The organism is Streptomyces sp. NBC_00178 (assembly GCF_036206005.1).
GTDB lineage: Bacteria > Actinomycetota > Actinomycetes > Streptomycetales > Streptomycetaceae > Streptomyces.
In genome coordinates this window covers 3,950,746-3,973,085 of sequence record NZ_CP108143.1, presented here as the reverse complement: position 1 = coordinate 3,973,085, position 22,340 = coordinate 3,950,746, and the positions used below count along the sequence as shown (strand labels likewise).

Annotated in this window: 20 protein-coding genes, 5 tRNA genes and 1 riboswitch; of the genes, 9 read left to right on the top strand and 16 right to left on the bottom strand. The window is 71.7% G+C overall.

Going from position 1 to position 22,340, the window contains the following annotated elements:
* Positions 1 to 26 precede the first annotated feature (26 nt).
* On the top strand, positions 27 to 1,493 hold the full coding sequence (locus tag OHT61_RS17240) for a PrsW family intramembrane metalloprotease (protein ID WP_329039426.1): 1,467 nt from the start codon (positions 27 to 29) through the stop codon (positions 1,491 to 1,493).
* Positions 1,494 to 1,527: 34 nt separating this feature from the next.
* Here the strand turns inward: OHT61_RS17240 and OHT61_RS17235 are convergent, their stop codons facing one another.
* The 5 genes from OHT61_RS17235 to OHT61_RS17215 form a co-directional block, all read right to left on the bottom strand.
* The gene (locus OHT61_RS17235) at positions 1,528 to 2,472 is read right to left on the bottom strand and encodes an aldo/keto reductase (RefSeq protein ID WP_329039424.1); all 945 of its coding nucleotides are present in this window, start codon (positions 2,470 to 2,472) and stop codon (positions 1,528 to 1,530) included.
* Positions 2,473 to 2,617: 145 nt separating this feature from the next.
* Positions 2,618 to 3,652 carry a M23 family metallopeptidase gene (locus OHT61_RS17230; protein WP_329039421.1) on the bottom strand — a complete coding sequence of 345 codons (1,035 nt, stop codon included), beginning with the start codon at positions 3,650 to 3,652 and terminating at the stop codon, positions 2,618 to 2,620.
* Between the two features lie 12 nt (positions 3,653 to 3,664).
* Positions 3,665 to 3,816, bottom strand: a riboswitch (cyclic di-AMP (ydaO/yuaA leader).
* Between the two features lie 233 nt (positions 3,817 to 4,049).
* Positions 4,050 to 5,207, bottom strand: a complete 1,158-nt coding sequence (locus OHT61_RS17225) for a PP2C family protein-serine/threonine phosphatase (RefSeq protein ID WP_329039419.1) — start codon at positions 5,205 to 5,207, stop codon at positions 4,050 to 4,052.
* Positions 5,208 to 5,341: 134 nt separating this feature from the next.
* Entirely contained in the window at positions 5,342 to 6,088 is a 747-nt protein-coding gene (locus OHT61_RS17220) for a MerR family transcriptional regulator (protein WP_329039418.1), read from the bottom strand.
* A 113-nt stretch (positions 6,089 to 6,201) separates the two neighbouring features.
* Positions 6,202 to 6,275 (bottom strand) — tRNA-Met (locus OHT61_RS17215).
* A gap of 256 nt (positions 6,276 to 6,531) precedes the next feature.
* On the opposite strand from OHT61_RS17215, the gene OHT61_RS17210 reads away from it, so the two are divergent.
* The 3 genes from OHT61_RS17210 to OHT61_RS17200 all read left to right on the top strand — a co-directional run bounded on the left by OHT61_RS17210 (position 6,532) and on the right by OHT61_RS17200 (position 8,557).
* Complete coding sequence (locus OHT61_RS17210; RefSeq protein ID WP_329039416.1) at positions 6,532 to 7,917, top strand: FAD-binding oxidoreductase; 1,386 nt, start codon at positions 6,532 to 6,534, stop codon at positions 7,915 to 7,917.
* A 215-nt stretch (positions 7,918 to 8,132) separates the two neighbouring features.
* Entirely contained in the window at positions 8,133 to 8,276 is a 144-nt protein-coding gene (locus OHT61_RS17205) for a hypothetical protein (protein WP_329039414.1), read from the top strand.
* Between the two features lie 59 nt (positions 8,277 to 8,335).
* Entirely contained in the window at positions 8,336 to 8,557 is a 222-nt protein-coding gene (locus OHT61_RS17200; protein ID WP_329039411.1) for a hypothetical protein, read from the top strand.
* Between the two features lie 60 nt (positions 8,558 to 8,617).
* On the opposite strand, the gene OHT61_RS17195 is transcribed toward OHT61_RS17200, so the two are convergent.
* Together OHT61_RS17195 and OHT61_RS17190 are read right to left on the bottom strand one after the other, a co-directional pair.
* Positions 8,618 to 9,964 (bottom strand): ABC transporter substrate-binding protein, encoded by a 1,347-nt coding sequence (locus tag OHT61_RS17195; protein ID WP_329039410.1) that lies wholly within the window; start codon positions 9,962 to 9,964, stop codon positions 8,618 to 8,620.
* A 261-nt stretch (positions 9,965 to 10,225) separates the two neighbouring features.
* Entirely contained in the window at positions 10,226 to 11,680 is a 1,455-nt protein-coding gene (locus tag OHT61_RS17190) for an MFS transporter (protein WP_329039408.1), read from the bottom strand.
* 165 nt (positions 11,681 to 11,845) lie between these two features.
* On the opposite strand from OHT61_RS17190, the gene OHT61_RS17185 reads away from it, so the two are divergent.
* The gene (locus OHT61_RS17185; RefSeq protein WP_329039406.1) at positions 11,846 to 12,301 is read left to right on the top strand and encodes a MarR family winged helix-turn-helix transcriptional regulator; all 456 of its coding nucleotides are present in this window, start codon (positions 11,846 to 11,848) and stop codon (positions 12,299 to 12,301) included.
* 142 nt (positions 12,302 to 12,443) lie between these two features.
* Here OHT61_RS17185 and OHT61_RS17180 read toward each other — a convergent pair.
* The 7 genes from OHT61_RS17180 to OHT61_RS17150 form a co-directional block, all read right to left on the bottom strand.
* Positions 12,444 to 12,517, bottom strand: a tRNA-Lys gene (locus OHT61_RS17180).
* A gap of 91 nt (positions 12,518 to 12,608) precedes the next feature.
* Positions 12,609 to 14,174, bottom strand: a complete 1,566-nt coding sequence (locus tag OHT61_RS17175) for an amino acid permease (protein ID WP_329039404.1) — start codon at positions 14,172 to 14,174, stop codon at positions 12,609 to 12,611.
* A gap of 158 nt (positions 14,175 to 14,332) precedes the next feature.
* Positions 14,333 to 16,507, bottom strand: a complete 2,175-nt coding sequence (locus OHT61_RS17170) for a DEAD/DEAH box helicase (protein WP_329039402.1) — start codon at positions 16,505 to 16,507, stop codon at positions 14,333 to 14,335.
* Between the two features lie 240 nt (positions 16,508 to 16,747).
* Entirely contained in the window at positions 16,748 to 17,311 is a 564-nt protein-coding gene (locus tag OHT61_RS17165; RefSeq protein ID WP_329039400.1) for a hypothetical protein, read from the bottom strand.
* Positions 17,312 to 17,419: 108 nt separating this feature from the next.
* Complete coding sequence (locus OHT61_RS17160) at positions 17,420 to 17,803, bottom strand: fluoride efflux transporter FluC (RefSeq protein WP_329039399.1); 384 nt, start codon at positions 17,801 to 17,803, stop codon at positions 17,420 to 17,422.
* Positions 17,800 to 18,216 (bottom strand): FluC/FEX family fluoride channel, encoded by a 417-nt coding sequence (locus tag OHT61_RS17155; RefSeq protein WP_329043295.1) that lies wholly within the window; start codon positions 18,214 to 18,216, stop codon positions 17,800 to 17,802. The genes OHT61_RS17160 and OHT61_RS17155 overlap by 4 nt, the downstream gene beginning before the upstream one ends.
* 77 nt (positions 18,217 to 18,293) lie before the next feature.
* A complete protein-coding gene (locus tag OHT61_RS17150; protein ID WP_327116409.1) occupies positions 18,294 to 18,647 on the bottom strand; it encodes a metallopeptidase family protein in 354 nt (117 codons plus the stop codon).
* A 124-nt stretch (positions 18,648 to 18,771) separates the two neighbouring features.
* Here OHT61_RS17150 and OHT61_RS17145 point away from each other — a divergent pair, with 124 nt between their 5' ends.
* The 4 genes from OHT61_RS17145 to OHT61_RS17130 all read left to right on the top strand — a co-directional run bounded on the left by OHT61_RS17145 (position 18,772) and on the right by OHT61_RS17130 (position 20,670).
* The gene (locus OHT61_RS17145) at positions 18,772 to 20,304 is read left to right on the top strand and encodes a metallophosphoesterase family protein (protein WP_329039398.1); all 1,533 of its coding nucleotides are present in this window, start codon (positions 18,772 to 18,774) and stop codon (positions 20,302 to 20,304) included.
* A gap of 80 nt (positions 20,305 to 20,384) precedes the next feature.
* Positions 20,385 to 20,457, top strand: a tRNA-Glu gene (locus tag OHT61_RS17140).
* Between the two features lie 39 nt (positions 20,458 to 20,496).
* Positions 20,497 to 20,571: transfer RNA gene (locus OHT61_RS17135), tRNA-Asp, on the top strand.
* 22 nt (positions 20,572 to 20,593) lie between these two features.
* Positions 20,594 to 20,670 (top strand) — tRNA-Phe (locus OHT61_RS17130).
* A 48-nt stretch (positions 20,671 to 20,718) separates the two neighbouring features.
* Here OHT61_RS17130 and OHT61_RS17125 read toward each other — a convergent pair.
* The gene (locus tag OHT61_RS17125; protein WP_329039397.1) at positions 20,719 to 21,546 is read right to left on the bottom strand and encodes a cytochrome c biogenesis CcdA family protein; all 828 of its coding nucleotides are present in this window, start codon (positions 21,544 to 21,546) and stop codon (positions 20,719 to 20,721) included.
* On the bottom strand, positions 21,543 to 22,316 hold the full coding sequence (locus tag OHT61_RS17120; RefSeq protein WP_329039395.1) for a DsbA family protein: 774 nt from the start codon (positions 22,314 to 22,316) through the stop codon (positions 21,543 to 21,545). Before OHT61_RS17120 ends, OHT61_RS17125 begins: the two co-directional genes overlap by 4 nt.
* Between the last annotated feature and the right edge of the window lie 24 nt (positions 22,317 to 22,340).

Below are 22,340 nucleotides of genomic sequence, written 5' to 3'. Positions count from 1 at the left end.
TCGGTCCCTGTCGTTAGGGTCGTCAGGTGTCCGAGTGGTCCGTACAGCACCAGCAGCCGGCCGTCCCGGTTCTCGAGGAGCAGCAGCTCGACGAGTACCTGGGCGCCGTACCGGAGCGCGGGCAGTGGCGTTACCGGCCGAGCCGCGTCGGCATGGTCTGGCGCAGCAAGGCGTTCCGCGCCGGTGCGGTCGTCACCGTGCTCGCCCTGTGCGGGCTGGTGATCCTGGCCCTGGTGCGCGAACAGACCGGTACGGAGGGCTTCCTGGTGGGCCTGGGCCTGGCCGTGCTGCCCGTGCCGCTGCTGATGTCCGCCTTCCGCTGGCTCGACCGCGTCGAGCCGGGCCCGTGGCGGAACCTGCTGTTCGCGTTCTCCTGGGGCGCCTGCGCCGCCGCGCTCGTCGCCATCATCGCCAACTCCTTCGCGACCCGGTGGATAGCGACGGCCACCGCGGATCCGGCGAGCGCGGACACGCTGGGCGCGACCGTCATCGCGCCGGTCGTCGAGGAGACCGCGAAGGCCGCGGCCGTCCTGCTGATCTTCCTGTTCCGCAGGCGGCAGTTCGGCGGAGTCGTCGACGGGATCGTGGTCGCCGGGTTCACCGCGACCGGCTTCGCGTTCACCGAGAACATCCTCTACCTGGGCCAGGCCTTCGGTGAGGACCAGGAGTTGGGGACCACGGGGTTCGCCTCGCTGACCGCCGGGACGTTCTTCGTACGCGTGGTGATGTCGCCGTTCGCGCACCCCCTGTTCACGGTGCTCTCCGGTATCGGCTTCGGGATCGCGGCGCTGGGCGGCGCACGTCACCGGGTGCGCCGCGTGCTGCTGCCGCTGCTCGGTCTGGCTCTGGCCATGGGCATGCACGCCCTCTGGAACGGCTCGTCCGCCCTCGGCCCGTACGGCTTCTACGCGGTGTACGGCGCGTTCATGGTGCCGTGCTTCGGCCTGGTGACCTGGCTGGCCGTCTGGTCCCGTCAGCGGGAACTGCGGACCCTGAGCACGGAACTCCCGGTCTACGCGGCGGCCGGCTGGATCGGCCCCGCCGAGCCGGCCGCCCTGGCCTCGATGCGGGCCCGGGGTATGGCCCGGGACATGGCGCGGCACTGGCACGGGGCCCGGGACCGCCGCCTGGGCAGGGCCGCCGCCCACGCGGTCGCCGAGTACGAGTCGTTCGCGACGTCCCTGGCCATGCTGCGCCGGCGGGCGCGCCATGACGGTGCGGGCGCCGACTTCGCCATCCGGGAGCAGGAGTTGCTGCACCACCTGTGGCAGCGCCGGGAGATCGCGGGCCCTGCGCTGGGGTACGCGGCGCACATGACGCGCCGGGCGGGCGTCCACCCGGCGCACCCCCAGGCACCGTTCCCCCGCAGGCTCCCCCACGGCGCTCCGGCTCCCCGGGAGATCCCGGCGCCGCACCGCCACTACGGCGGTTACAACCCCTATCTGGAGCACGGCCCCCGCGCGGCCCCGCCCACCGGCCCTCCCTCGGCGTGAGGGGCCCGGCAGGAGGAGCGGCGGTGCCGGAGCCTCAGGCCGAGGCCTCGGTGAGCTCGGCCAGCTGGCCCTCGGTCAGTTCGAGTCCGGCGACGGCCACGAGTGCGGGCAGCTGCGCGACGGTGCGGGCCGAGGCGATCGGTGCGGCCACGGTCGGCCGGGACGCCAGCCAGGCCAGCGCCACGGTGGCGATCTCCGCGTCGTGCTCCTGGGCCACCTTGTCGAGCGCTCCGAGCACCTTGCGGCCGCGCTCGGTCTCCAGGTGCTTCCCCGCTCCTTCGGCCCGCGCGCTCTCGACGGCGGTACCCGGCCGGTACTTGCCGGTGAGGAAACCCGAGGCGAGCGCGTAGTACGGGACGGCGGCGAGCCCTTCGGCGGCCGCGGTGTCCTGGAGCGCGCCTTCGTAGGTGTCGCGTGAGACGAGGTTGTAGTGCGGCTGCAGAGCGACGTACCGGGCGAGGCCCTCGCGCTCCGAGAACTCCAGGGAGGCCTTGAGCCGCTCCGGGCTGATGTTGGACGCCGCGATCTCCCGGACCTTGCCCGCCTTCACGAGCTCGTCCAGGGTGCCGATGATCTCCTCGACGGGGACCGTCTCGTCGTCGAAGTGCGTGTAGTAGAGGTCGATGTGGTCCGTACCGAGCCGGCGGAGCGACGCCTCGGCGGCCCCCTTGATCGTCGCGGCCGACAGCCCCTTGTACCCGGGGTGCGCACCGGCCTTGGTCGCGACGACGACGTCGTCCCTGTGGGAACGGGCGGACAGCCACGCCCCGATGAGCGTCTCCGACTCGCCGCCCTCGTTGCCCGGGGCCCAGACCGAGTAGGCGTCGGCGGTGTCGATGAAGTTGCCGCCCGCCTCCGTGTAGGCGTCGAGGACGGCGAAGGTGGTGTCCCGGTCGGCGGTCCAGCCGAAGACGTTGCCGCCGAGAGCGAGGGGGAAGACCTTCAGGTCCGAGTTTCCGAGCGGGCGCAGTGATGTCATACCCCGGCACAACACATCGGCGGATCCGCATATTCCGCCCTCGGCGGCTATCCGGTGACGACGGCGGGCCGGCGGCCCTGGCGTCGGGGGGTCGTGCGCCAGGGCCGCCGGGGTATCGAGCTGCGCCGTACGCCGGCGCGGGCGGTCAGATCGTGAGGCCCTTGCCGCGAAGCCAGCTCATGGGGTCGACGCCCGAGCCGTCGGCGGTGTGGATCTCCAGGTGCAGGTGCGGCCCGGTCACGTTGCCGGTCGCTCCGACGCGGCCGATGGTCTCGCCGGTGGTGACCTTCTGGCCGGCGGTGACGTCCATCGAGGACTGGTGGCAGTACCAGACCTCGGTACCGTCGTCGAGCTCCAGGACCGTGCGGTAGCCGTAGGACCCGGACCACCCGGCCGACTTCACCGTGCCGCCGTGCACGGCCTTGACCGGCGTGCCGGTGGGAGCCGCGAAGTCCAGACCGGTGTGGTAGCCGGAGGACCACATCGAACCGGCCTGGCCGAAGGTCGAGGTGATGGTGTACGAGGAGGTGGGGACGGCGTAGCTCAGGGCGAGCTTGGCGAGGCGCTCGGCCTCGGCCTTCTTCTTCGCCGCCTCTTCGTCCGCCTTCTTCTTCGCGGCGGCCTTCGCCTCCGCGTCGCTCTGCTGCTTGGCCGCCTGCGCTGCGGCCTCCTCGGCCGCCGCCTTCTCCTGGGTGGCCCTGGCTTCTGCCTCGGCTCCGGCCTGCTGCTGCTCGGCCTGCTGGAGGATGCGGGCCCGCAGCGCCTCACCGGCGTCCGTGGTGCCCTGCTCGGCCTCGGCCGCGGTGATGCCGGCCGTGGTCAGCGGGGAGGATGCGGTGACCGTGCCCTTGTCGGCGTCGTCGGAGAGGTAAGCACCCACGCCGGGCAGCGACTTGGCGTCGGGAAGGTTGTCCGCGATGGAATCGGGAAGGGAGATGGAGACCGGCGGTTTGCTCTGCGCGGTGGCCATGCCTCCCGCGCCGACGGCCGCGATGACACCGACGCCGAGGACGGTGGAGCTACGGGCGAGACCACGCTGCTTGGCGACGCGGTGCCTGCCGCGCACGGGACGGATGGACTCCTCGGTGGGGTTCCATTCCTCCCACGTCCTGCCCTGTTCACCGGGACTGTCGGGCCTGAAGGGTGCCGGAGCCTCGGGGGCAGGCTGATTTGACGCCACGTGGGCGCACTCCTTTCCTTCCTTCTCGCCTACCGGGTTAGCTGACGGGTTCGGAGCAGGAAGGTCTCCTACGGGCCCCTTCGTCCCTCGCGGGAGTCAGGTGTCCGATTCACCCCATGTAGGTGGTTCCCCGGTTCCCTTGCGGGATTCGGCGCTGCGCACGGTGCCGCCTCTGGCGACGACTGGGACAACCGCGCTGCGTTATCGAACGTTAATAGACATGCGGGTCCGATTCCAAGCGGTTCCCACAGATCGTTCATCGCTCTGACCTGGACTTTAGGGGGGCAATCAGCCCCAAACGGGCGAGTTGAGCACCCCTCACCCAGACGCCACTTTCTGACGTTGCGTCAAATGTTATGCGCAGCGACGTCTTTCGATTACGGACGGTCGCCTTCGGTCATTCACGGTCCCGCCCCACGATCTTCACCGTCCTCCGCCGCTCCTGCTGCCCCCTGGACGGCCGTCCCACCGCGAGGAGTGCGAGGTCGTCCGTCGACCGGCCCCCCGTGTGCAGCCGGACGTCATCGGTGAGGGCGGACAGCAGTTCCTCCGGCCCCGGGAAGATCCTGCCGCGCAGCCGGGCCGCCGGATCGTAGAAGACCCCGTCCGCGTCCCGCGCCTCCGAGAGCCCGTCGGTGAACGCCAGGAAGGTGGCCCCCGCCGGCAGCGGCCACTCGTCCGCACGGTCCGGCCACACGTCGAGGCCCATGCCGAGCGGCAGGGCGGGCTCCGTCGGCCGCAGGACGTCCAGGGCGCCGTCCGCATGGAGCACGAGCGGTTCGGGGTGGCCCCGGTTGACGATCCGCAGCGTGTCGGCACCCACCGGGATCTCGGCGAGCACGGCCGTCACGAACCCCTCCATCGAGTCCAGTCCGCCCCGCCGCGTGCCCTCCCGTGCCAGCGCCCGCTCCAGCCGCTGGCCCACACCCTCCAGCGAGCGCTCCTGCTCGGCCGCCTCGCGGAAGGCGCCGATCACGACCGCCACCGCCGCCACCGCGTCCAGGCCCTTGCCGCGCACGTCCCCGACCACCAGCCGCACCCCGTAGGGCGTGTCCGCGACCGCAAACAGGTCGCCGCCGACGAACTCGTCGGCCTGCGCCGCCTCGTAGCGCGCCGCGACCTGCAGGCCGCCGATCCGGGCCTCCGGCACGGGGAGCACCGCCCGCATCGCGGTCTCCGCGATGAACCGCGCCGAGGCCAGCTGCTCGTTGCCACGCTGCACGACCCGGTTGATGACGAGCGAGAGCGCGGCGACGGTGACCAGGGTGAGCAGGTCCGTGATGGGGGCGGCATCGGTGAGCATGCCGTCGGAGACCCGGATGGCGAGGACGACGAGGATCGCGGCCACACCCGTACGGATCGTGGATGCCAGTGAGAAGAAGGGAGCCGCGATCAGCGGTGCCGCGGCGAAGAGCGGCACGGCGGAGACCTCCGGCGGGGTCGTGACGTCGCAGACGAGCCCGGCACAGATCATCAGAACGGGCAGCAGACGCACGAACCTCCGGGCCCGCGCGTTCCCCTCGGCACGTCCCTGCCGTACGTCCCGCTTCCCCACCTGTGCACTCCTGCCCGGTCCGGCCACGGCTGCGGACGGTACCGCGCCCCGCCCCGGCCGGGCGGAGCCGCGCCGTGACGCGGCCGCTCATCGGCCGAAGGAAGGAGCGCGACGCCGCCCCGCCCCTCCGGGGGTCAGCCGGAGAGCCGGTCCCGCGCGTGGATCGTCAGTGCGTCCCGTACGAAGACGGCGGTTCCGTCCCCGTGGCGATCGTAGTTCTTCGCGAAGCGCGGGTCGGCGGCGTACATCCCGGCGAGCCCGGTGACGTACGAACGGGTGACCTCCGTGGTCGCCGACAGCCACGCGCAGTGCCGCCGCGCGATGTCCTGCACCTCGTCGCCGGCCACGTCGAGGCCGGCGGCCCGCGCCGCGCCATAGTCACGGGCGATGGCCTCGTGCGCCTGCTGGAACGCGGCACGCTCGGCGGGGCTCAGCCCCCGCCACCACCGGTCACCCCGCTCGTACGCCGCACGGCCCCACCGCTCGCCGACCTCCTGCTCGTACACCGTGTGGTCGAAGCCGTCGAACACTTCCTCGGCCATGAGATCCTCCCCTTCCTCGGTCCTGTGGAGAGTGGTCCGCACCGAGGCGATCTGCCGTCCGATGCGCTCCCGCTCCTGCTCCAGCAGGCGCAGATGGGCCCGGAGCGCCACGGCGGTGTCCCGCTGGCCTTCCAGCACGTCCTTGATCGCCGGCAGCGGGAGCCCCAGCTCCCTCAGCAGCAGGATGCGCTGGAGCCTGACCAGTGCGTCCTGGTCGTAGTAGCGGTAGCCGTTCGCACCCGTGCGGCTCGGTACGAGAAGACCGAGATCTCCGTAGTGCCGGAGCGTGCGGCTGGTGGTGCCGGCTCTTCTGGCGATTTCCTGGATGGACCACTCCATGCCGGAAACGCTAGATCTTCACGCAGCGTCAAGGTCAAGCCGCGCATCCCGGAGTCACGAGGGCGCACGACGGAGGCCCGGATCCTCGAAAGGATCCGGGCCTCCGTCTTCAGTAGCGGGGACAGGATTTGAACCTGCGACCTCTGGGTTATGAGCCCAGCGAGCTACCGAGCTGCTCCACCCCGCGTCGTTGTGATTGCAACTCTACGCCATCCGGGACGGTGCTCCGACCACTTTTCCCGGCGGCTCCCCCGGGACACCCGTCCTGGGGGAGCCGCCGCCGCGATTGCGGGCCCCGCGCGGCGGCGGGACTCTTGAAGGACACGACATCCGGTGTTCGGTCCCGTCTGCGCGGCATCCCCAGCTGCCGGCGTCGGCCCAGCAGCCTCACCCGATGAGATGGAGCCAGGGGAGGCCGGGCGCACGCTCGCGAGGAGAAGGCCATGGACGGCACCACACTGGAAGCCATGCGGACCGCGCTGCGCGGCCCGGTCATCGGCCCGGACGACCCGGCGTACGACGAGGCACGCACCGTCTACAACGCCATGATCGACAGAAAACCGGCGGCGCTGGTCCGCTGCCACGACACGGCGGACGTCATGGCGGCCGTCGACTTCGTCCGGGAGCACGGCCTGGACGTGGCCGTCATGGGCGGCGGCCACAGCGGCCCGGGGCTCGGCGTCGTCGACGGAGCCGTCACGATCGACCTCTCCCCCATGGACGGAGTGCGGGTCGACCCCGCCACACAGACCGCCCAGGCGGACGGCGGCGCCACGCTGGGCGAGTTCGACCACGCCACGCACGCGTTCGGCCTCGCCGCCCCGGCGGGCATCATGTCGACGACCGGCATCGGAGGCCTCACCCTCGGCGGCGGTCACGGCTACCTCACCCGCAAGTACGGCCTCACCGTCGACAGCCTGGTCTCCGCCGACGTCGTCCTGGCGGACGGCAGCTTCGTCTCCGCGAACCCGAGCGAGCACGCCGACCTGTTCTGGGCGCTGCGCGGAGGCGGCGGGAACTTCGGCATCGTCACGTCGTTCGACTTCGAGCTGCATCCCGTGGACACGGTCGGCGTCGGCATCACCGTGTGGCCGCTGGAGCACTTCCAGGACGTCATGCGCTGGTACCGCGACTTCCTGCCGCAGGCACCCGACGACCTGTACGGCTTCTTCGCCTCACTGACCGTTCCCCCCGGCCCGCCCTTCCCCGAGGAGATCCACGGACAGAAGATGTGCGGCGTCGTCTGGTCCTCCACCGCCGACCCCGAAGGCCTGGAGCAGACCCTCGCCGTGGTGAACGAACCGGCGCCGCCCGCCTTCCACTTCACGGCGCCGATGCCCTACCCGGCCCTGCAGACCATGTTCGACGCACTCCTGCCCGCCGGGCTCCAGTGGTACTGGCGCGGCGACTTCTTCGACAAGATCACCGACGACGCGGTCGACGTGCACGCGGCCTTCGCGGAGAAGCTCCCCACCGGTCAGTCGACCATGCACCTCTACCCGGTCGACGGCGCGGCGGGCCGTGTCGGATCCGACGACACCGCGTGGGCGTACCGCGACGCCGTCTGGTCGGGTGTCATCGCCGGCATCGACCCGGACCCGGCCAACGCCACCGCACTGCGGGACTGGGCGGTCGGGTACTGGGAGGCGCTGCACCCCCACTCGATGGGCGGCGCCTACGTCAACTTCCTGGGCACGGGCGAGTCCCCGGACCGGGTACGGGCCACCTACAGCGGCCATTACGACCGCCTCGCCAAGGTCAAACAGGACTACGACCCGCAGAACCTCTTCCACGCAAACCAGAACATCGAGCCCGCACCGCCGCACTGACGGTGACGCCGGGCTCGCAATTCCGGGGGAAAGCCGTGCCGGGAGGGTTACAGTCTGCGTGCACCGCATGATGATCCGGACCCCGGAGCGGCGCGGCACCGGCAGCGGCACCTCGCCGCCCCGCCGGTCGGGGCCAGTCCGGCCAGGCGCACCAGCGGCTCGGTCACGGGGCTCTCACCGCACACCTACACGTACAGGACACCGAGATGACCGACATGCCCGCTCGCACGAACCAGCGGCACTCCGACGGCGCGGTCGCGTCCGCGGACACGGCCGCCGCGGCCCCGCTGCCCAGCCCGCAGTACGCCGGCCTGTTCATCGAGCCCGACCTGCCGCCGGTCACCGACGACCTGGAGTGACGGCACGGCCGCCGGCCCGCCGCGAGTGACCGGCGCGGCCGTAGGGTCGTTGAACGGCCATGCGCATCCGTATCGGCGTGGTCGTCCTCGCAGTGGTCCTGCTGATCGCCGCGTTCCTCTCGAACATCCCTTCCGAGGCCGAGGCCGAGGCGGCGTGCCGGCGGGCCCTCGACAACACGTCGACGTGGACCGAGCGGCCCGACGTCTGCGCGGACGTGTCCGACGAGGCCTACCGGACGTTCCTCCTCATGTACGCGCTGCGCCAGGAGGGCCTGGACTAGCGACTGTCGTCCTCGTCCGGTCCGGGGTGTCGCGGGGAGCGTCGCGACCGCTGCGGGCCGTCAGCCGGTCCGGAGCTGCTCCTTCCACTCCGCCTGCGCCTTGTCGAGGTCGTCGGCCAGCGTGTGCAGGAAGTCGGCGGCGCTCGTCCTGCCGAGCATCACCTTCTGGAACCCCGACTCGTTGTCGGCCTTGGACAGGGTGTTCCAGTCGGGCAGGTAGTACGGCAGCTGGACGATCCTGGTGTCGCCGGAGAAGAGGGCTTCGGCACCCAGCTTCGTCGTCTCCGCCTCGTCGAGCCAGGGGTCCTCGGCGGCGTCCTTGTTGGCCGGGATCAGCCCCGCGGACTCGGCGAACGTGGAGTTCGACGCGTGGGATGCCGCGAACTCGATGAACTTCCAGGCCGCCGCCTTGTTCTGCGAGGACTTGAGCAGACCCAGGCCGGAGACCGGGTTGGACACCATCACCCGCCTGCCGTCGGCCAGTTCGGGCTGCGGGATACCTCGGAACCTGCCGGTGCCCAGCGAGCCGACGTGATCCTGGTACGACCCCAGGTTGTGGTTCAGCATGGCGATGCCGCCCGCGTCGAACTGGGCGACCATCTTGGTGAAGTCGTTGTTGAGGTCGGCCTCCGGGGTCGCCTTCCGGTACAGGCCCACGTACTTCTCCAGCGCCGCGACGTTCTTCGGGTCGTCGACGGTGGTCCTCGTCCCCGACTCGTCCCAGAAGGACTCGATGCCCGACTGCCCGTACATCGCGTCCAGCGCCTGGGCGATGGAGCCCGGGCCGCCCCGGATCGTGTAGCCGAACCGGTTCTTCTTCCTGTCCGTCAGTTTCGCGGCGGCCGCGTAGAACGCGTCCCAGGTGTCCGGCTCGCCGAGACCGGCCTTCTCGAACAGGTCGGTGCGGTAGTACAGCACCCCGTTGGTGGCGGAGATCGGCACCGTGTACATCTCGTCCCGGCCCGCCGCGCTCCGCACGTTCTCGATCATCGCCTCGTTGAGCCGGCCCTTCAGGGAACTCGCCTCCACGCGGTCGTCCAGGGGCTCCAGCGCGTCCTGGGCGGTGATCCCCGCGACCATCGCGGCGCCCACACCTCCCACGTCGGGGAGGCCGCCGCCCTGGATGGCGGTGTCGTACTTCGACTGGGCCTCGGTGGACGCGATGCCCACGTACTGCACGTCGATATCCGGGTTGGCCTTCTCGAAGTCGGCGATGATCTCCTTCCACACGGCGGTGCGGACACCGCCGTTCTCGTCCCAGAAGACGATCTTCCCGGTGCCCGGGCCCTCGGCACCCTGGGCACCGGTGATGCCGCTGCCGTCGTCACCGCAGCCGGTCGCGGTGAGGGCCAGCACGGAGACCAGGGCTGTCACGGCGGCGAGGCGGCTGTTGCGGGGCTTGATCATGTCGGCTCTCTTCTCTGCGGTGCTCACCGGCGCGGCGCCGGACGGCGTCCGGTGCGCCGGGCGGGGCGGGGAAGCGGGCCCGGCCCCGCCCGCGTGCGGCTCACGGCTCTGATATCGCGTCTCATATATGACATACGAAGAACAACGCGATGAACGTAAGTCCCCCCGCACGCAGGGTCAATGGCCGTGCAGCGGAAAAGTCCCGGAACGCCGGAGCGCCCCGACCGGGCCGACCGGTCGGGGCGCTCCGAGTGGTGGGGATCAGGCTTCGACGGCCACCTTGCCGGCCGCGGCCGGACCGGTCCGGTCGCGGCTCGCACCGGGGCCGGCGGGGCCCGGGATGAAGGCCGCGACGGCGGCGGCCACGAGGGCGACCACGCAGCCGATCGTCAGACCGACGCGGAACCCGTCCTCCGAGGCGAGCGAGAAACCGCCGAGGCTGATGGTCATCTGAGCCAGCACCACACCGATGACGGCGGAGCCGATGGTGGTGCCCAGCGAACGCATCAGGGTGTTGAAGCCGTTGGCCGCCGCCGTCTCCGAGAGCGGGACGGAGCTCATGATCAGGGCGGGCATCGCTCCGTAGGCGAGTCCGACACCGCTGTTGATGACGATGCCGACGATCATCAGACCCCACGCCGAGCCCATCAGGAACAGCGAGAGGCCGTAGCCGGCGGAGATCACGAGGGCGCCGAGGACCAGGGCGATCTTGGGTCCGCGGGCGTTGATGAGCTTGCCGCCCAGCGGCGAGACGATCATCATCATCACGCCGCCGGGGGCGATCCACAGACCGGCGGCGAGCATCGACTGGCCGAGGCCGTATCCCGTGGCCTCCGGGAACTGCAGCAGCTGTGGGGCGATCAGCATGAAGGAGTACATGCCGACGCCGACCAGGATGGACGAGACGTTGGTCAGCAGCACGCGCGGGCGGGCCGTGGTGCGCAGGTCGACCAGCGGGTCACGGGTGCGCAGCTCGTAGAAGCCCCAGGCGCCCAGGGACACGACCGCGACGGCGAACAGGCCGAGCGTGGTGCCCGAACCCCAGCCCCAGTCGGCGCCCTTGGAGATCGCCAGCAGCAGCGAGACGAGCCCGATGGCCAGCCCGACCGCGCCGGGCGCGTCGAAGCGCTGCCCCTTGGCCCCGGCCGGGACGTCCGGGACGAAGATCCAGATGAGTACGGCGACGGCCACGGCGAGCACGGCCGAACCCCAGAACAGCACACGCCAGCTTGTGTATTCGGCGACGGCGGCCGAGATCGGCAGGCCGAGCGCGCCGCCGATGCCCATGGATGCGCTGACGAGGGCGATCGAGCCGCTGAGCTTCTCGGCGGGCACGACGTCCCGCAGAAGGGCGATGCCCAGCGGCACCATGCCCATGCCCATGCCCTGGAGGCCACGCCCGACGATCATCGGCACGACGGACGAGGCCATCGCGCAGACCACCGACCCGGCGACCAGCGGGACCGCGCAGGCCAGCAGCATCCTGCGCTTACCGAGGAGGTCGCCGAGGCGTCCGGTCACCGGCACGCAGACACCGGCGACCAGGAGCGTGACGGTGATCACCCAGGCCGCGTTCGAGGACGAGGTGTCCAGGATCCGCGGCAGTTCGGCGATGAGGGGGGTCACCAGCGTCTGCATGATCGCGGCGACGGTGCCGGCGAGGGCCAGCGTCGGGATCACACCGCCTGCGCGGGCCGTGGGCTGGGGGGCATCCATGTCGCGGGTCCTCGGCTATCTCTCGGCGAAAGGAATGGCATCGTACACTTCTATTGCATCATGCACATTCTATGGCCCATGCACGTCGGCGTGACCATACGATGAAGCCGAGCCCGCACGACGAGACACCGGCCTCGCCCGGCAGGAAGCAGGAGGCGCCCGCGCATGGACAAGGCCACGCAGGAGGTCGAGTACGAGCAGATGCTGCTCAGCCGCCACGGACTCCTGAACAAGAGGAAAGGCCGCCGCAAGGACGGCCTCCTGGAACGCAGCGCGTACGTCCTGCTCAGCCGCATCCGCGTCCAGGGCCCCATGTCGGTGGGCGAGTTGAGCGAGGCCTTCGACCTCGACGTCTCGACCCTCAACCGGCAGACGGCCGCGGTCATGCGCGCCGGCTTCGTGGAACGCATCCCCGATCCGGACGGGGGCATGGCCCGCAAGTTCCGCATCACCGAGGAGGGCGCCCGCACCCTCGACGCCGAGCGCGAGGGCATGGTCGAGTCCCTGCACACCGTGATGGCCGACTGGCCCGAGGAGGAGATCTCCGCCTTCGCCGGCTACCTGCGGCGCTTCAACACCGACCTGGAGCGCATCGGCGGCCGCCCCTGGCCCCGCCCCTGAGCCGGGCACGGGCGGCCGATCCCAGGCGACCGCCGAGCGCCCGTACGGCAGGTATCCGGAAACGACGGAGCGCTCCGGCCGGCCGAAGCCGATCGGAGCGCTAAGTAGCAGGTCGGAGGACATCTCCTCGCCCTGCATCACGTAGGCCGTGTGGGACTCGAACCCACAACCAACGGATTAAAAGTCCGCTGCTCTGACCAATTGAGCTAACGGCCCGTGATGGATCACCCCCGAGCATAGCCGCCCCGGGCCCGGCAGCCGATCGGGTATCGGGTGCCGGGCCCTGTCGTGGCCGGAGCGGGGCCGGTCAGTCCGCGGATTCGATGGGTTCACCCTCGATCGTGCGCGTGTGTTCCGGTACGACCGGTTTGAGGAACCAGTGGCGGGCGGACACCAGCCACCAGACGGCCGCGAAGCCGAGCACCACCAGGACGGCCAGGGGCGCGTAGTTGAAGCTCTCCCAGGTGACCGGGGACACCTGGGGCAGCATGAACAGCACCGTGATCACCGCGACCCAGCCCACCGCGACGACGCCGACGGGCCGGGACCAGCGGCCCAGGTGCCAGGGACCCCGGACGAAGTCGTCGCCCCGCAGCAGACGGAGCAGGGTGGGGATGACGTAGGCGATGTAGAGACCGATGACCGCGATGGAGGTCACGGCGGCGTACGCGGTGACGTTGATCAGGTACGGCAGGCCGAGGGCCAGCGCGCCGAGCGCGGCCAGCCAGACCGCCGCGACGGGGGTGCGCGTGCGGGGGCTGACCGTGTGCCAGACGCGGGAGAAGGGCAGGGCCCCGTCGCGCGAGAAGGCGTAGATCATGCGGCTGTTGGCGGTGACCGAGGCCATACCGCAGAACAGCTGGGCCCCGATGACGACGAGCAGCAGGAGCTTTCCCGTGGTGGCTCCGAGCGCGTCCAGGAGGATCTGCGCGGGCGGTGCGCCGGTCGGGGAGTTCAGGGCGCCGTCGTACGACTGGATGGCGAAGGTGAAGCCCAGCAGCAGCACGAAGCCGGCGATCCAGGAGGTCCAGATGGACTGCACGATGCCCCTGGGGCCCGCCACGGCCGCGTCGTGGGTCTCCTCCGTCATGTGGGCGGAGGCGTCGTAGCCCGTGAAGGTGTACTGCGCCATCAGCAGGCCGATCATCACGACGTAGAAGCCGCTGCCCCAGCCGGTGTTGTTGACGAACTCCGTGAAGACGTACGAGGTGGACTGGTGCGAGTCCGGCACGAACGTCAGCGCTCCGACGATGACGGCGACCCCGACGACGTGCCACCACACGCTCACGTTGTTGAGGATCGCGACGATGCCGACGCCGAAGGTGTTGAGCAGCCCGTGCAGGACCAGGATCGCGGCGAAGAGCAGGATCGTGCGGCCGGGGGTGACCTCGAAGCCGAACTGGAGGTTCAGGTACGCCCCGAGGAAGGACGCCGCCCCGAAGTCGATGCCCGCGGTGACGGCGACCTGGCCGAGCACGTTGAACCAGCCGGCGAACCACGCCCAGGCGGCCGCGGAGCGCGGCGGGGCGAGGCGGTGGGCCCAGAAGTACAGCCCCGCGGACGTCGGGTACGCCGAACAGATCTCGGCCATCGCCAGCCCGACGAACAGCGTCATGAGCCCGACGCCGACCCAGCCCCAGGTGATGACGGCGGGCCCGCCGGTGTTCATGCCGAACAGGTACAGCGTCAGGCAGCCGGAGAGCACCGAGATGATCGTGAAGGAGACGGCGTAGTTGGAGAAGGCGGACATCCGCCGGGCGAGCACCTGCGTGTAGCCGAGTTCGGCCAGCCGTTCCTCGTCGGTGGCCGCTGCGGCGGGGGGACGGAGGGCATCGGGTGGCGGCTCGGCGGCCACCGCTTCGTCGTTTGTCATGCCCCCAGCGATGCCCGCACCAGGGGCCCCGCATGCGCCGCCGGCCGCGCGACACCGGACGAGGCCGGTGCCGCGCGGGGACTCCAAGAGACGGGAAGGGCCCGTACGCCACCGGGTCGGTGTCGTACGGGCCCTTCGCCTCAGTCGTTCAGCGACGGTCAGCCGTTGCGCTTCCAGCGCGGCTTGTCGTCGCGGCGGCCGAAGGTGCCGGTGCCGGTACCCGTGCCGGTACCACCGCGGTGGTCGTCACGACGGCCGGTCGGGCGGTCGCCGCCACCGGAGCGGAAGCCGCCCGAGGGACGGTCGTCGCGGCGGTCACGGTTGAACGGACGGTCGCCGCCGCCGGAGCGGAAGCCACCGGAGGGACGCTCGTCACGGCGGTCGCGGTTGAACGCCGGGCGGTCGTTGTCACGACGCTCGAACGAACGGCCACCGCGGTCGTCACGACGGTCGCCGCCACCGGAGCGGAAGCCACCGGAGGGACGCTCGTCACGGCGGTCGCGGTTGAACGCCGGGCGGTCGTTGTCACGACGCTCGAACGAACGGCCACCGCGGTCGTCACGACGGTCGCCGCCACCGGAGCGGAAACCGCCGCCTACCGGACGGTCCTCACGACGGTCGTTGCTTCCGCGGAAGGACGGACGGTCGCTGCTGCCGCGGTAGCCGTTCGAACCGGCCGGACGGCCACTGCGCTCGCCGACACGGTCGTTGCCGCCGCGGTATCCACCACGGTCGCCGCCACGGTCGTCACGACGGGCGTAGTTGCCCCGGTCATCACGACGGTCGTCGCGGGCAGCCGGCTGCTCCGGCACGGACGCGGCGGCCACGAGGGCGGCCTCGGCCTCGGCGGCCACCTCGGCCACCGCTGCCTCCGGGTCGTCCCCACGCTCGCGGGCGGCGCGGGCGACCAGGCGGTCGGCCTCCTCGCGCAGCTCGACGGCACGGCGCTGGACGCGCTCCAGCTGCTTGGTGAGGTCGGCGGCCTCGCGCTCGGCCTGCTTGGCCGCGTTGTTCGCGGAGTCGGCCTGGACCTCGGTCAGCGACCGGGCGCCCGTGATCTCGGCGACCTCGGGCTCGAAGACGCCCGCGCCCTGGACGATGTGACGCGATGCGTCGACGCCCGCGTCCTCCATGAGGCGGAAGATCTGGCGGCGCTGGTGCGGCAGCGCCAGCGAGACGACGACACCGGACTTGCCGGCACGGGCGGTGCGGCCCGAGCGGTGCAGGTAGTCCTTGTGGTCACCGGCCGGGTCCACGTTCAGGACCAGGTCGATGCCGTCGACGTGGATACCGCGGGCGGCGACGTCGGTGGCGACCAGGGCGTTGACGAGGCCCTTCTTGAAGTCCTCGAGCACGCGGGTACGGGCACCCTGCGTCATGCCGCCGTGCAGCGCGTCCGCCTTCACGCCGGACTCGATGAGCTGCTCGGCGATGCGGTCCGCGCCCAGCTGGGTGCGGACGAAGATGATCGTGCGGCCCTTGCGGGCGGCGATCGCGGCCGTGACGGGCGCCTTGTCCTTCGGCTTCACGACGAGGACGTGGTGCGACATGGTCGAGACGTTGCCCTGCGCGCTGTCGACCTCGTGGGTGACCGGGTTGCTCAGGTAGCGCTTGACGAGCGTGCCGATCTCGTTCTCCATGGTGGCGGAGAAGAGCATGCGCTGGCCGCCGCCGGGGATCTGGTCGAGCAGCTCGGTGACCTCGGGCAGGAAGCCCAGGTCCGACATCTGGTCGGCCTCGTCGAGGACCGCGACCTGGACGTTGGCCAGGGAGCAGGCGCCACGGTTGATGATGTCGCGCAGGCGGCCCGGGGTGGCGACGAGGACGTCGACACCGCGCTCCAGCGCGTAGATCTGGTTGCCCATCGACGTACCGCCGCAGACGACCTTCATCTTCAGGCCGAGCACGTCGCCGTAGGGCTGGAGCGCGTCCGCGACCTGCATCGCGAGCTCACGGGTCGGGGTGAGGATGATCGCGCGGGGCTTCTTCTTCTCGGTGTGACCGCCGGCCAGCGAGGCCAGGGTGGGCAGACCGAAGGAGAGGGTCTTGCCGGAGCCGGTACGGCCACGGCCCAGGATGTCCTTGCCGGCCAGGGCGTCCGGGATGGTCGCGGCCTGGATCGGGAAGGGGGCCGTCACACCGTTCTGCGCGAGCTTGCGGACGATGCCCTCGGGCAGGCCCAGCGAGGCGAACGTGATGCCGGGCTCGGCGTCCTCCGTGGAGGTCTCCTCGGCGGGGGTCTCCTCGACGGCGTCGGGAGCCTGGGCCACGAGGGACTCGGCGGCCTCGACGACGTCGATGATCTCGACGTCGTTCTCGATGCTCTCGGGCATGACGGTGTGGTCAGAACTGGAAATTGACATGCGAAATGCGAAACCTTCCGGAGTCTCGGCACGCGCCCGTAACTCCGTGTTTTCGCAATTTCGACCGCCTCAATGCGGTCCAGCCACGGCAAGGGAGAGTACGCGCCACACGGCGCTCTTCTGTGTCGGCGCCGGGCAATGGGATCAAACGATCTACTACCATACGCACCCTCCCCCACTTCGCGCAAACCGGGTCCTCCCGATCGACGCTCACACCGGCGCGACCTGCGGCGATGCCCTCGGAGTGGGCCACACGTCCACCCGGTCCGGCGCCCCCATCGCGTCGGTGCGGAACTGCGCCGCGGCCGGCGACGCCGTGGGCGGCTCGGGCTGCTGCGACGGCTCCGGATCGGGCGAGGGCGGGGGCGGCTCCGGGGACACCGGCGGGGGCGGCGGCTCGCCGGGGCCGGGGGCACTCGGCTCGGGCGTGGGCAGCGGTCCGCCGTGCGTCGGTTCCGGAGTGCCGGGGACACCGGGCACTCCGGGCGTGTCCTCGGGACCGGCCGACGGGCCGCGGCCCGGCGACTTCGCGTCCGGCTTGCGGCGCGGATCGTGCCGGTCGGACTGCGCCTCGGCACGCCCGCCGCCGGAACCGGACCACCCGGAGCCGGACGCGGTTCCCCCGTCCGGCCGGGCCGAGGACCCCTTCCGGTCGGCCTGGCGCGAGGGTGACGGGTCTCCTGCGTCGTCGCCGACGCTCATGCAGCCGGTGGAAGCGGCGATCGTCAGCGCGGTGACGGCTGCCCAGCGGACGCGGGCGGACAACTGGCGCACGGGATGGACCTCCGGGGCGGAGAGGGACGGGGGCGACGTGTTCAACTCCCCCGCCCCCGCCGGGGACACGCCCCGGCACCACTCCCGTACACGCGGCGGTCCTCCCGCTCAGCCCCCGGCGCCGCCGAAACCGCCCGCCACCTCCGCCCCGAGGAAGACCGCCCCGAGCCCGGCCAGCAGCGACGCCAGCACGTTGGCACCCGCCAGGAAGCCGCGCCCCTGCTCGGCCAGCCGCAGCGTCTCGTACGAGAAGGTCGAGTACGTCGTCAGCGCCCCGCACAGGCCGGTCCCCAGCAGCGCGAAGACCGGCGAGGACACCGCGGCGCCCGTGAGCACCCCGAGCAGCAGGCTGCCCGCCGCATTGACCGTGAAGGTCCCCCACGGGAACACGTACGGCAGCCCGGCGCCGTGCCGCGCCTGTACCGCACGGTCCGTCAGGTAGCGCAGCGGTGCCCCGGCGGCCCCTCCGAGGACGACCAGCAGCCAGTTCACGACGCCCGCCCCGTCGCGCCGGCCAGCGCCCGGGTGAGCACGGCCGCCCCCCACACCGCGGCGAGCGCCGCGACGGCCGTCACGGCGGCGTACGCGGTCGCGGTCGCCACCTCCTGACGGACCAGCAGGTCCGACACCCCGGCGGCGTACGTCGAGAACGTGGTGAACCCGCCGAGCACCCCGACCCCCAGGAAGGGCCGCACCAGCGGGTGCGTGATCCTGCCGAGTTCGACGGTCAGCACCATCAGCGCACCGATCAGCGCGCAGCCCGCCACGTTGACGGCGAACACCGCCCAGGGAAAACCGCCCTCCGCGGCGGGCACGGCGAGGGTCACCGCGTAGCGCGCCGCCGACCCGGCCGCGCCGCCGGCCGCGACCACGGCCAGGACCCGCCACCTGCCCGCGCCGCTCATCTCCGCGCGCTGCGCGGGCACCGACAGGTCGACGTCCGGGTCGACGGACGGGTGCTCGGGCGGGGGGCTCTGGCTGCTCACCCGTACCCCAGCTCGTGCAGCCGCTCGTCGTCGATGCCGAAGTGGTGCGCGATCTCGTGGACGACGGTGATCTCGGTCTCGGCGACGACGTCCTCGCGCGTCTCGCACATGCGCAGCGTCGGGCCCCGGTAGATGGTGATCCGGTCCGGCAGCACACCCGCGTACCACTCGCCCCGCTCGGTGAGCGGGGTGCCCTCGTAGAGGCCGAGCAGCTCCCGGTCCCCGGGGTCCTCCGGCTCCTCCTCCACGAACACCGCGACGTTGTCCATCAGCCGCATCAGCTCCGGCGGGACACGGTCAAGAGCCAGGCTCACCAGCTCTTCGAACTCCTCGCGCGTCATCTCCAGCACCCGGCCATTGTCACGTACGGCGGCCACCCGCGGGCGGGCCGCACGGCGTCCGAAGGCCACCCGCCCGGCCCACGGCCGCCCGCCGGTCCGCATGTCCGCCGTCCGTTCGGGGCATACGCGCCCAATGGCACGCCCGTTCCACGCCGCAGCCGCCCGTGTCCGCCGACTCCGCCCGTCCCGCTCCCGTACCCCCGCGGCCGTCGGTCTCGCACCGGCCGCGCACCCCTGGCGGCGCGCTTTCGTGATGCTGGCGGTGGTGGTGCTGGGCGCCTGGCTCGGGCTGCTGGTGGTCGGCAGTGTGCGGACGCCGGTGGGCCCCATGGACACGACCATGACCCTGCGGCCGTCGGTGAGCGGCGGGACCAAGATCAACGTGTCCCCGCTGGGCGCCCTGGAGCTGGACTCCCACCACGCCCCGGTCCGCCTGGACGTGGACGTCGACCAGCTGGACCCGGAGCGCTCCCAGGCCCTGGTGAAGCACCCCGAGCGCCTGTCGGGACTGCAGCAGGAGGTCACCGACGACGTCGCTTCCGGCACCCGTGAGCTGGCCTTCCGCTCGTGCGTGGCCGTCGTGTCGGGGGCCACGGCCCTCGGCCTCGTCGTCTACCGGCGCCCGCGCCGCGCGCTGGCCGCCGGCGGACTCGCGCTGGCGCTGCTGGCGGCGTCGGGCGTGAGCGCGTACGCCACCTGGAACCCGAAGTCGGTCCTGGAGCCGAAGTTCTCCGGGCTGCTCTCCAGCGCCCCCTCGGTCGTCGGCGACGCCCGGTCGATCGTCACCGAGTTCGACGTCTACCAGCAGGAGCTGGCACGCCTGGTCACCAACGTCACCAAGCTGTACGACGCCACGTCCACGCTGCCCGTCTACCAGCCGGACCCCGGGACCATCCGGGTCCTGCACGTCTCCGACATCCACCTGAACCCGGCCGCCTGGCACATCATCGCCTCGCTGGTCGAGCAGTACGAGATCGACGTGATCATCGACTCCGGCGACACGATGGACCACGGCACGGCCGCCGAGAACGGCTTCCTCGACCCGGTCCGCGACCTCGGCGCCCCCTACGTCTGGGTGCGGGGCAACCACGACTCCAAAGTGACCCAGGCGTATCTGGAGAAGACGAGGAACGCGCACGTCCTGGACGAGGGCGACGCGGTGGACGTGGCCGGACTGCGCATCGCGGGCACCGGGGACCCCCAGTTCACCCCCGACCGCGCACGTCCCAGGGGCGGCAAGGCCGCCGAGCAGTTCGCAGGCATGCGGCTCGCCTCCGCGCTGCGCGACCAGAAGCGTGCGGGCACCCCGGTGGACATCGCGGTCGCCCACGACCCGAACGCGGCCCGGGAGACCGACGGAACGGTTCCTCTGGTCCTGGCCGGCCATCTCCACCACCGGGTGAACGAACTGCTCCCCCTGGGCACCCGACTGAAGGTCGAGGGCTCCACGGGCGGCGGCGGCCTGCGCGCCGTGCAGAACGAGAAGCCCGAGAAGGTGCGCGCCTCCGTGCTCTACCTGGACCGCTCCACCCGGCATCTGCAGGCCTGGGACGAGATCACGCTGGGCGGGCTCGGCCTCACGACGGCCGAGGTCGGCCGCCACCTCCCGGAGGAGAACCTCACCTCCCCGTCGCCCTCGCCGAGCGTCCCGACGACCTCCCCGTAAACCGTTTTGGCGATACCTCCCCGCATCCCATATGCTTCTCACGTCCCCGACGCGCTGGAAAGCGCGCAGGTGGGCCCTTAGCCCTCATCGTCTAGTGGCCCAGGACGCCGCCCTTTCAAGGCGGTAGCACGGGTTCGAATCCCGTTGGGGGCACGCTTTACCGTGTGCGAGACTTGTCTCGCACATTAGCTTGGTCCTGTGGAGCAGTTTGGAGTGCTCGCCACCCTGTCAAGGTGGAGGCCGCGGGTTCAAATCCCGTCAGGACCGCTGCAGCCCGTATGAGCTGCGTGGCTGGGTAGCTCAGTTGGTACGAGCGATCGCCTGAAAAGCGATAGGTCGCCGGTTCGATCCCGGCCCCAGCCACCACCCGAAGGCCCCGTCCACGGACGGGGCCTTCGTCGTACCCGCACCCCGTCACCCGTCGCGGCGCCGCCGGACCACGTGCACGACCGGCACCAGCAGTGCCACACCCACCACCACGCCCAGGGCCGCCGCGTCCGGTACGCCCGCACCCACCCGCCGCACCCACTGCTCGACGGCGAACGAGGCGTCCACATCCAGGAGTCCAGGCAGTGCGGCCATCCCGTCACGGACGAGGAACAGGACGCCCAGTCCGACGAAGAGGAGACCCGAGAGCAGCGAGTTGCTGTGCACCCCGAGGCGGCCGACGCGCAGCGTCCGCCCGCGCAGCCAGGCCCTGCGGCCCAGACCGAAGCGCTCCCAGAGGAGCGCGAGCACGAACAGCGGTACGGCCATGCCCAGGGCGTAGACGGCGAGGAGCAGCCCGCCGTAGGCGGGGCTGCCGCTGACGGCCGCCACCGTGAGGACGCCGCCGAGGACCGGGCCCGCGCAGAAGCCGGCCAGTCCGTAGACCGCGCCCAGGGCGTAGACGGACAGTGCCGTCGTGGGCCGGATGCGGCCGCTGAGCGCGGCGATCCGGCGGGAGGCGAAGCCCAGCCCCGCGATCTGCGCGAGGCCGAGTCCGATGATCAGCCAGCCCGCACCGAGGACGAGCGCGTCGCGGTGGCCGTAGAACAGCCGCCCGGCGTACGAGCCCGCCGCGCCGAGCGGGACAAGGGTGGTGGCGAGACCGGTGTAGAAGATCCCGGTGCGCGCCAGCAGCCGCGTCGGGGAGTCGACGGTGTAGGCGAAGAAGGCGGGGAGCAGCAGGGCGCTGCACGGGCTGACCAGGGTGAGCAGTCCGCCGAGCAGGGCCGCGAAGTAGCCGATGCCGGGGGTCACTTCGCCCGGTTCCCGGCGTCATTGCCCGCGTTCCCGACGTTCGCGGCCTCCGCCGCCGCCTCCTCGACGGCCTGAGTGAAGACGGCCGTCGGCTGGGCGCCGGCGAGCGGGCGGCCGTTGACGAGGAAGGACGGCGTGGAGGTGGCGCCGATCCCGTAGGCCTGCTCCTTGTCCGCCCGGACCGCCTCCGCGGCCCGCGGGCTGTCGGCGTCGCGCGCGAACCGGTCGAGGTCCTTGACGCCCGCCTGTGCGGCGAGGGCCCTGAGCCGGGCCTTGCCGAAGCCCTTCTCCTTGGCGTCCTCGGCGTAGGCGGCCCGGTGGAAGGCCCAGAAGCGGTCCTGCTGCCCCGCGGCCCAGGCCGCGCGGGCCGCCGCCTCGGACGTCTCGCCGAAGATCGGGAAGTTGCGCCACTCGATCCGCAGGGTGCCGTCGTCGACGTACCTCCGGATCAGTTCGGGTTCGGTGTCCCGGGCGAACTTGCCGCAGTAGCCGCACTGGAAGTCGGCGTACTCGATGAGGACGACGGGGGCGTCGGTGCGGCCCTGGGCCAGTTTGTCGCCCGCGTCGCGGCGGGCGAGGCGCGCCAGTTCGCGCTGGACGTCGGGGTCCGTGTCCTCGGTCGTGCGGACGGCCGGTGCGTCGGACGCGGCGCCGTCGGGAGCGGTGGCCACATAGGAGACGAAGCCGAGCAGTCCCGCGGCGAGCGCGACGGCGAGGCCGATGAGCAGCGGCTTCAGGAGGGGCGACGAGGTGCGCTGGGGCGTGGGCATGCGGCACTCCGGGCTGGTGCGGGG

Excerpts from the sequence above, each read along its gene's own strand:
- OHT61_RS17185 (WP_329039406.1), top strand. The coding sequence starts at position 11,846 with ATGGACAAGGCCACGCAGGAGGTCGAGTACGAGCAGATGCTGCTCAGC.
- OHT61_RS17190 (WP_329039408.1), bottom strand. The coding sequence starts at position 11,680 with ATGGATGCCCCCCAGCCCACGGCCCGCGCAGGCGGTGTGATCCCGACG.
- OHT61_RS17170 (WP_329039402.1), bottom strand. The coding sequence starts at position 16,507 with ATGCCCGAGAGCATCGAGAACGACGTCGAGATCATCGACGTCGTCGAG.
- OHT61_RS17205 (WP_329039414.1), top strand. The coding sequence starts at position 8,133 with ATGCCCGCTCGCACGAACCAGCGGCACTCCGACGGCGCGGTCGCGTCC.
- OHT61_RS17195 (WP_329039410.1), bottom strand. The coding sequence starts at position 9,964 with ATGATCAAGCCCCGCAACAGCCGCCTCGCCGCCGTGACAGCCCTGGTC.
- OHT61_RS17220 (WP_329039418.1), bottom strand. The coding sequence starts at position 6,088 with ATGGAGTGGTCCATCCAGGAAATCGCCAGAAGAGCCGGCACCACCAGC.
- OHT61_RS17120 (WP_329039395.1), bottom strand. The coding sequence starts at position 22,316 with ATGCCCACGCCCCAGCGCACCTCGTCGCCCCTCCTGAAGCCGCTGCTC.
- OHT61_RS17235 (WP_329039424.1), bottom strand. The coding sequence starts at position 2,472 with ATGACATCACTGCGCCCGCTCGGAAACTCGGACCTGAAGGTCTTCCCC.
- OHT61_RS17145 (WP_329039398.1), top strand. The coding sequence starts at position 18,772 with ATGGCACGCCCGTTCCACGCCGCAGCCGCCCGTGTCCGCCGACTCCGC.
- OHT61_RS17175 (WP_329039404.1), bottom strand. The coding sequence starts at position 14,174 with ATGACAAACGACGAAGCGGTGGCCGCCGAGCCGCCACCCGATGCCCTC.
- OHT61_RS17155 (WP_329043295.1), bottom strand. The coding sequence starts at position 18,216 with ATGAGCGGCGCGGGCAGGTGGCGGGTCCTGGCCGTGGTCGCGGCCGGC.
- OHT61_RS17200 (WP_329039411.1), top strand. The coding sequence starts at position 8,336 with ATGCGCATCCGTATCGGCGTGGTCGTCCTCGCAGTGGTCCTGCTGATC.
- OHT61_RS17210 (WP_329039416.1), top strand. The coding sequence starts at position 6,532 with ATGGACGGCACCACACTGGAAGCCATGCGGACCGCGCTGCGCGGCCCG.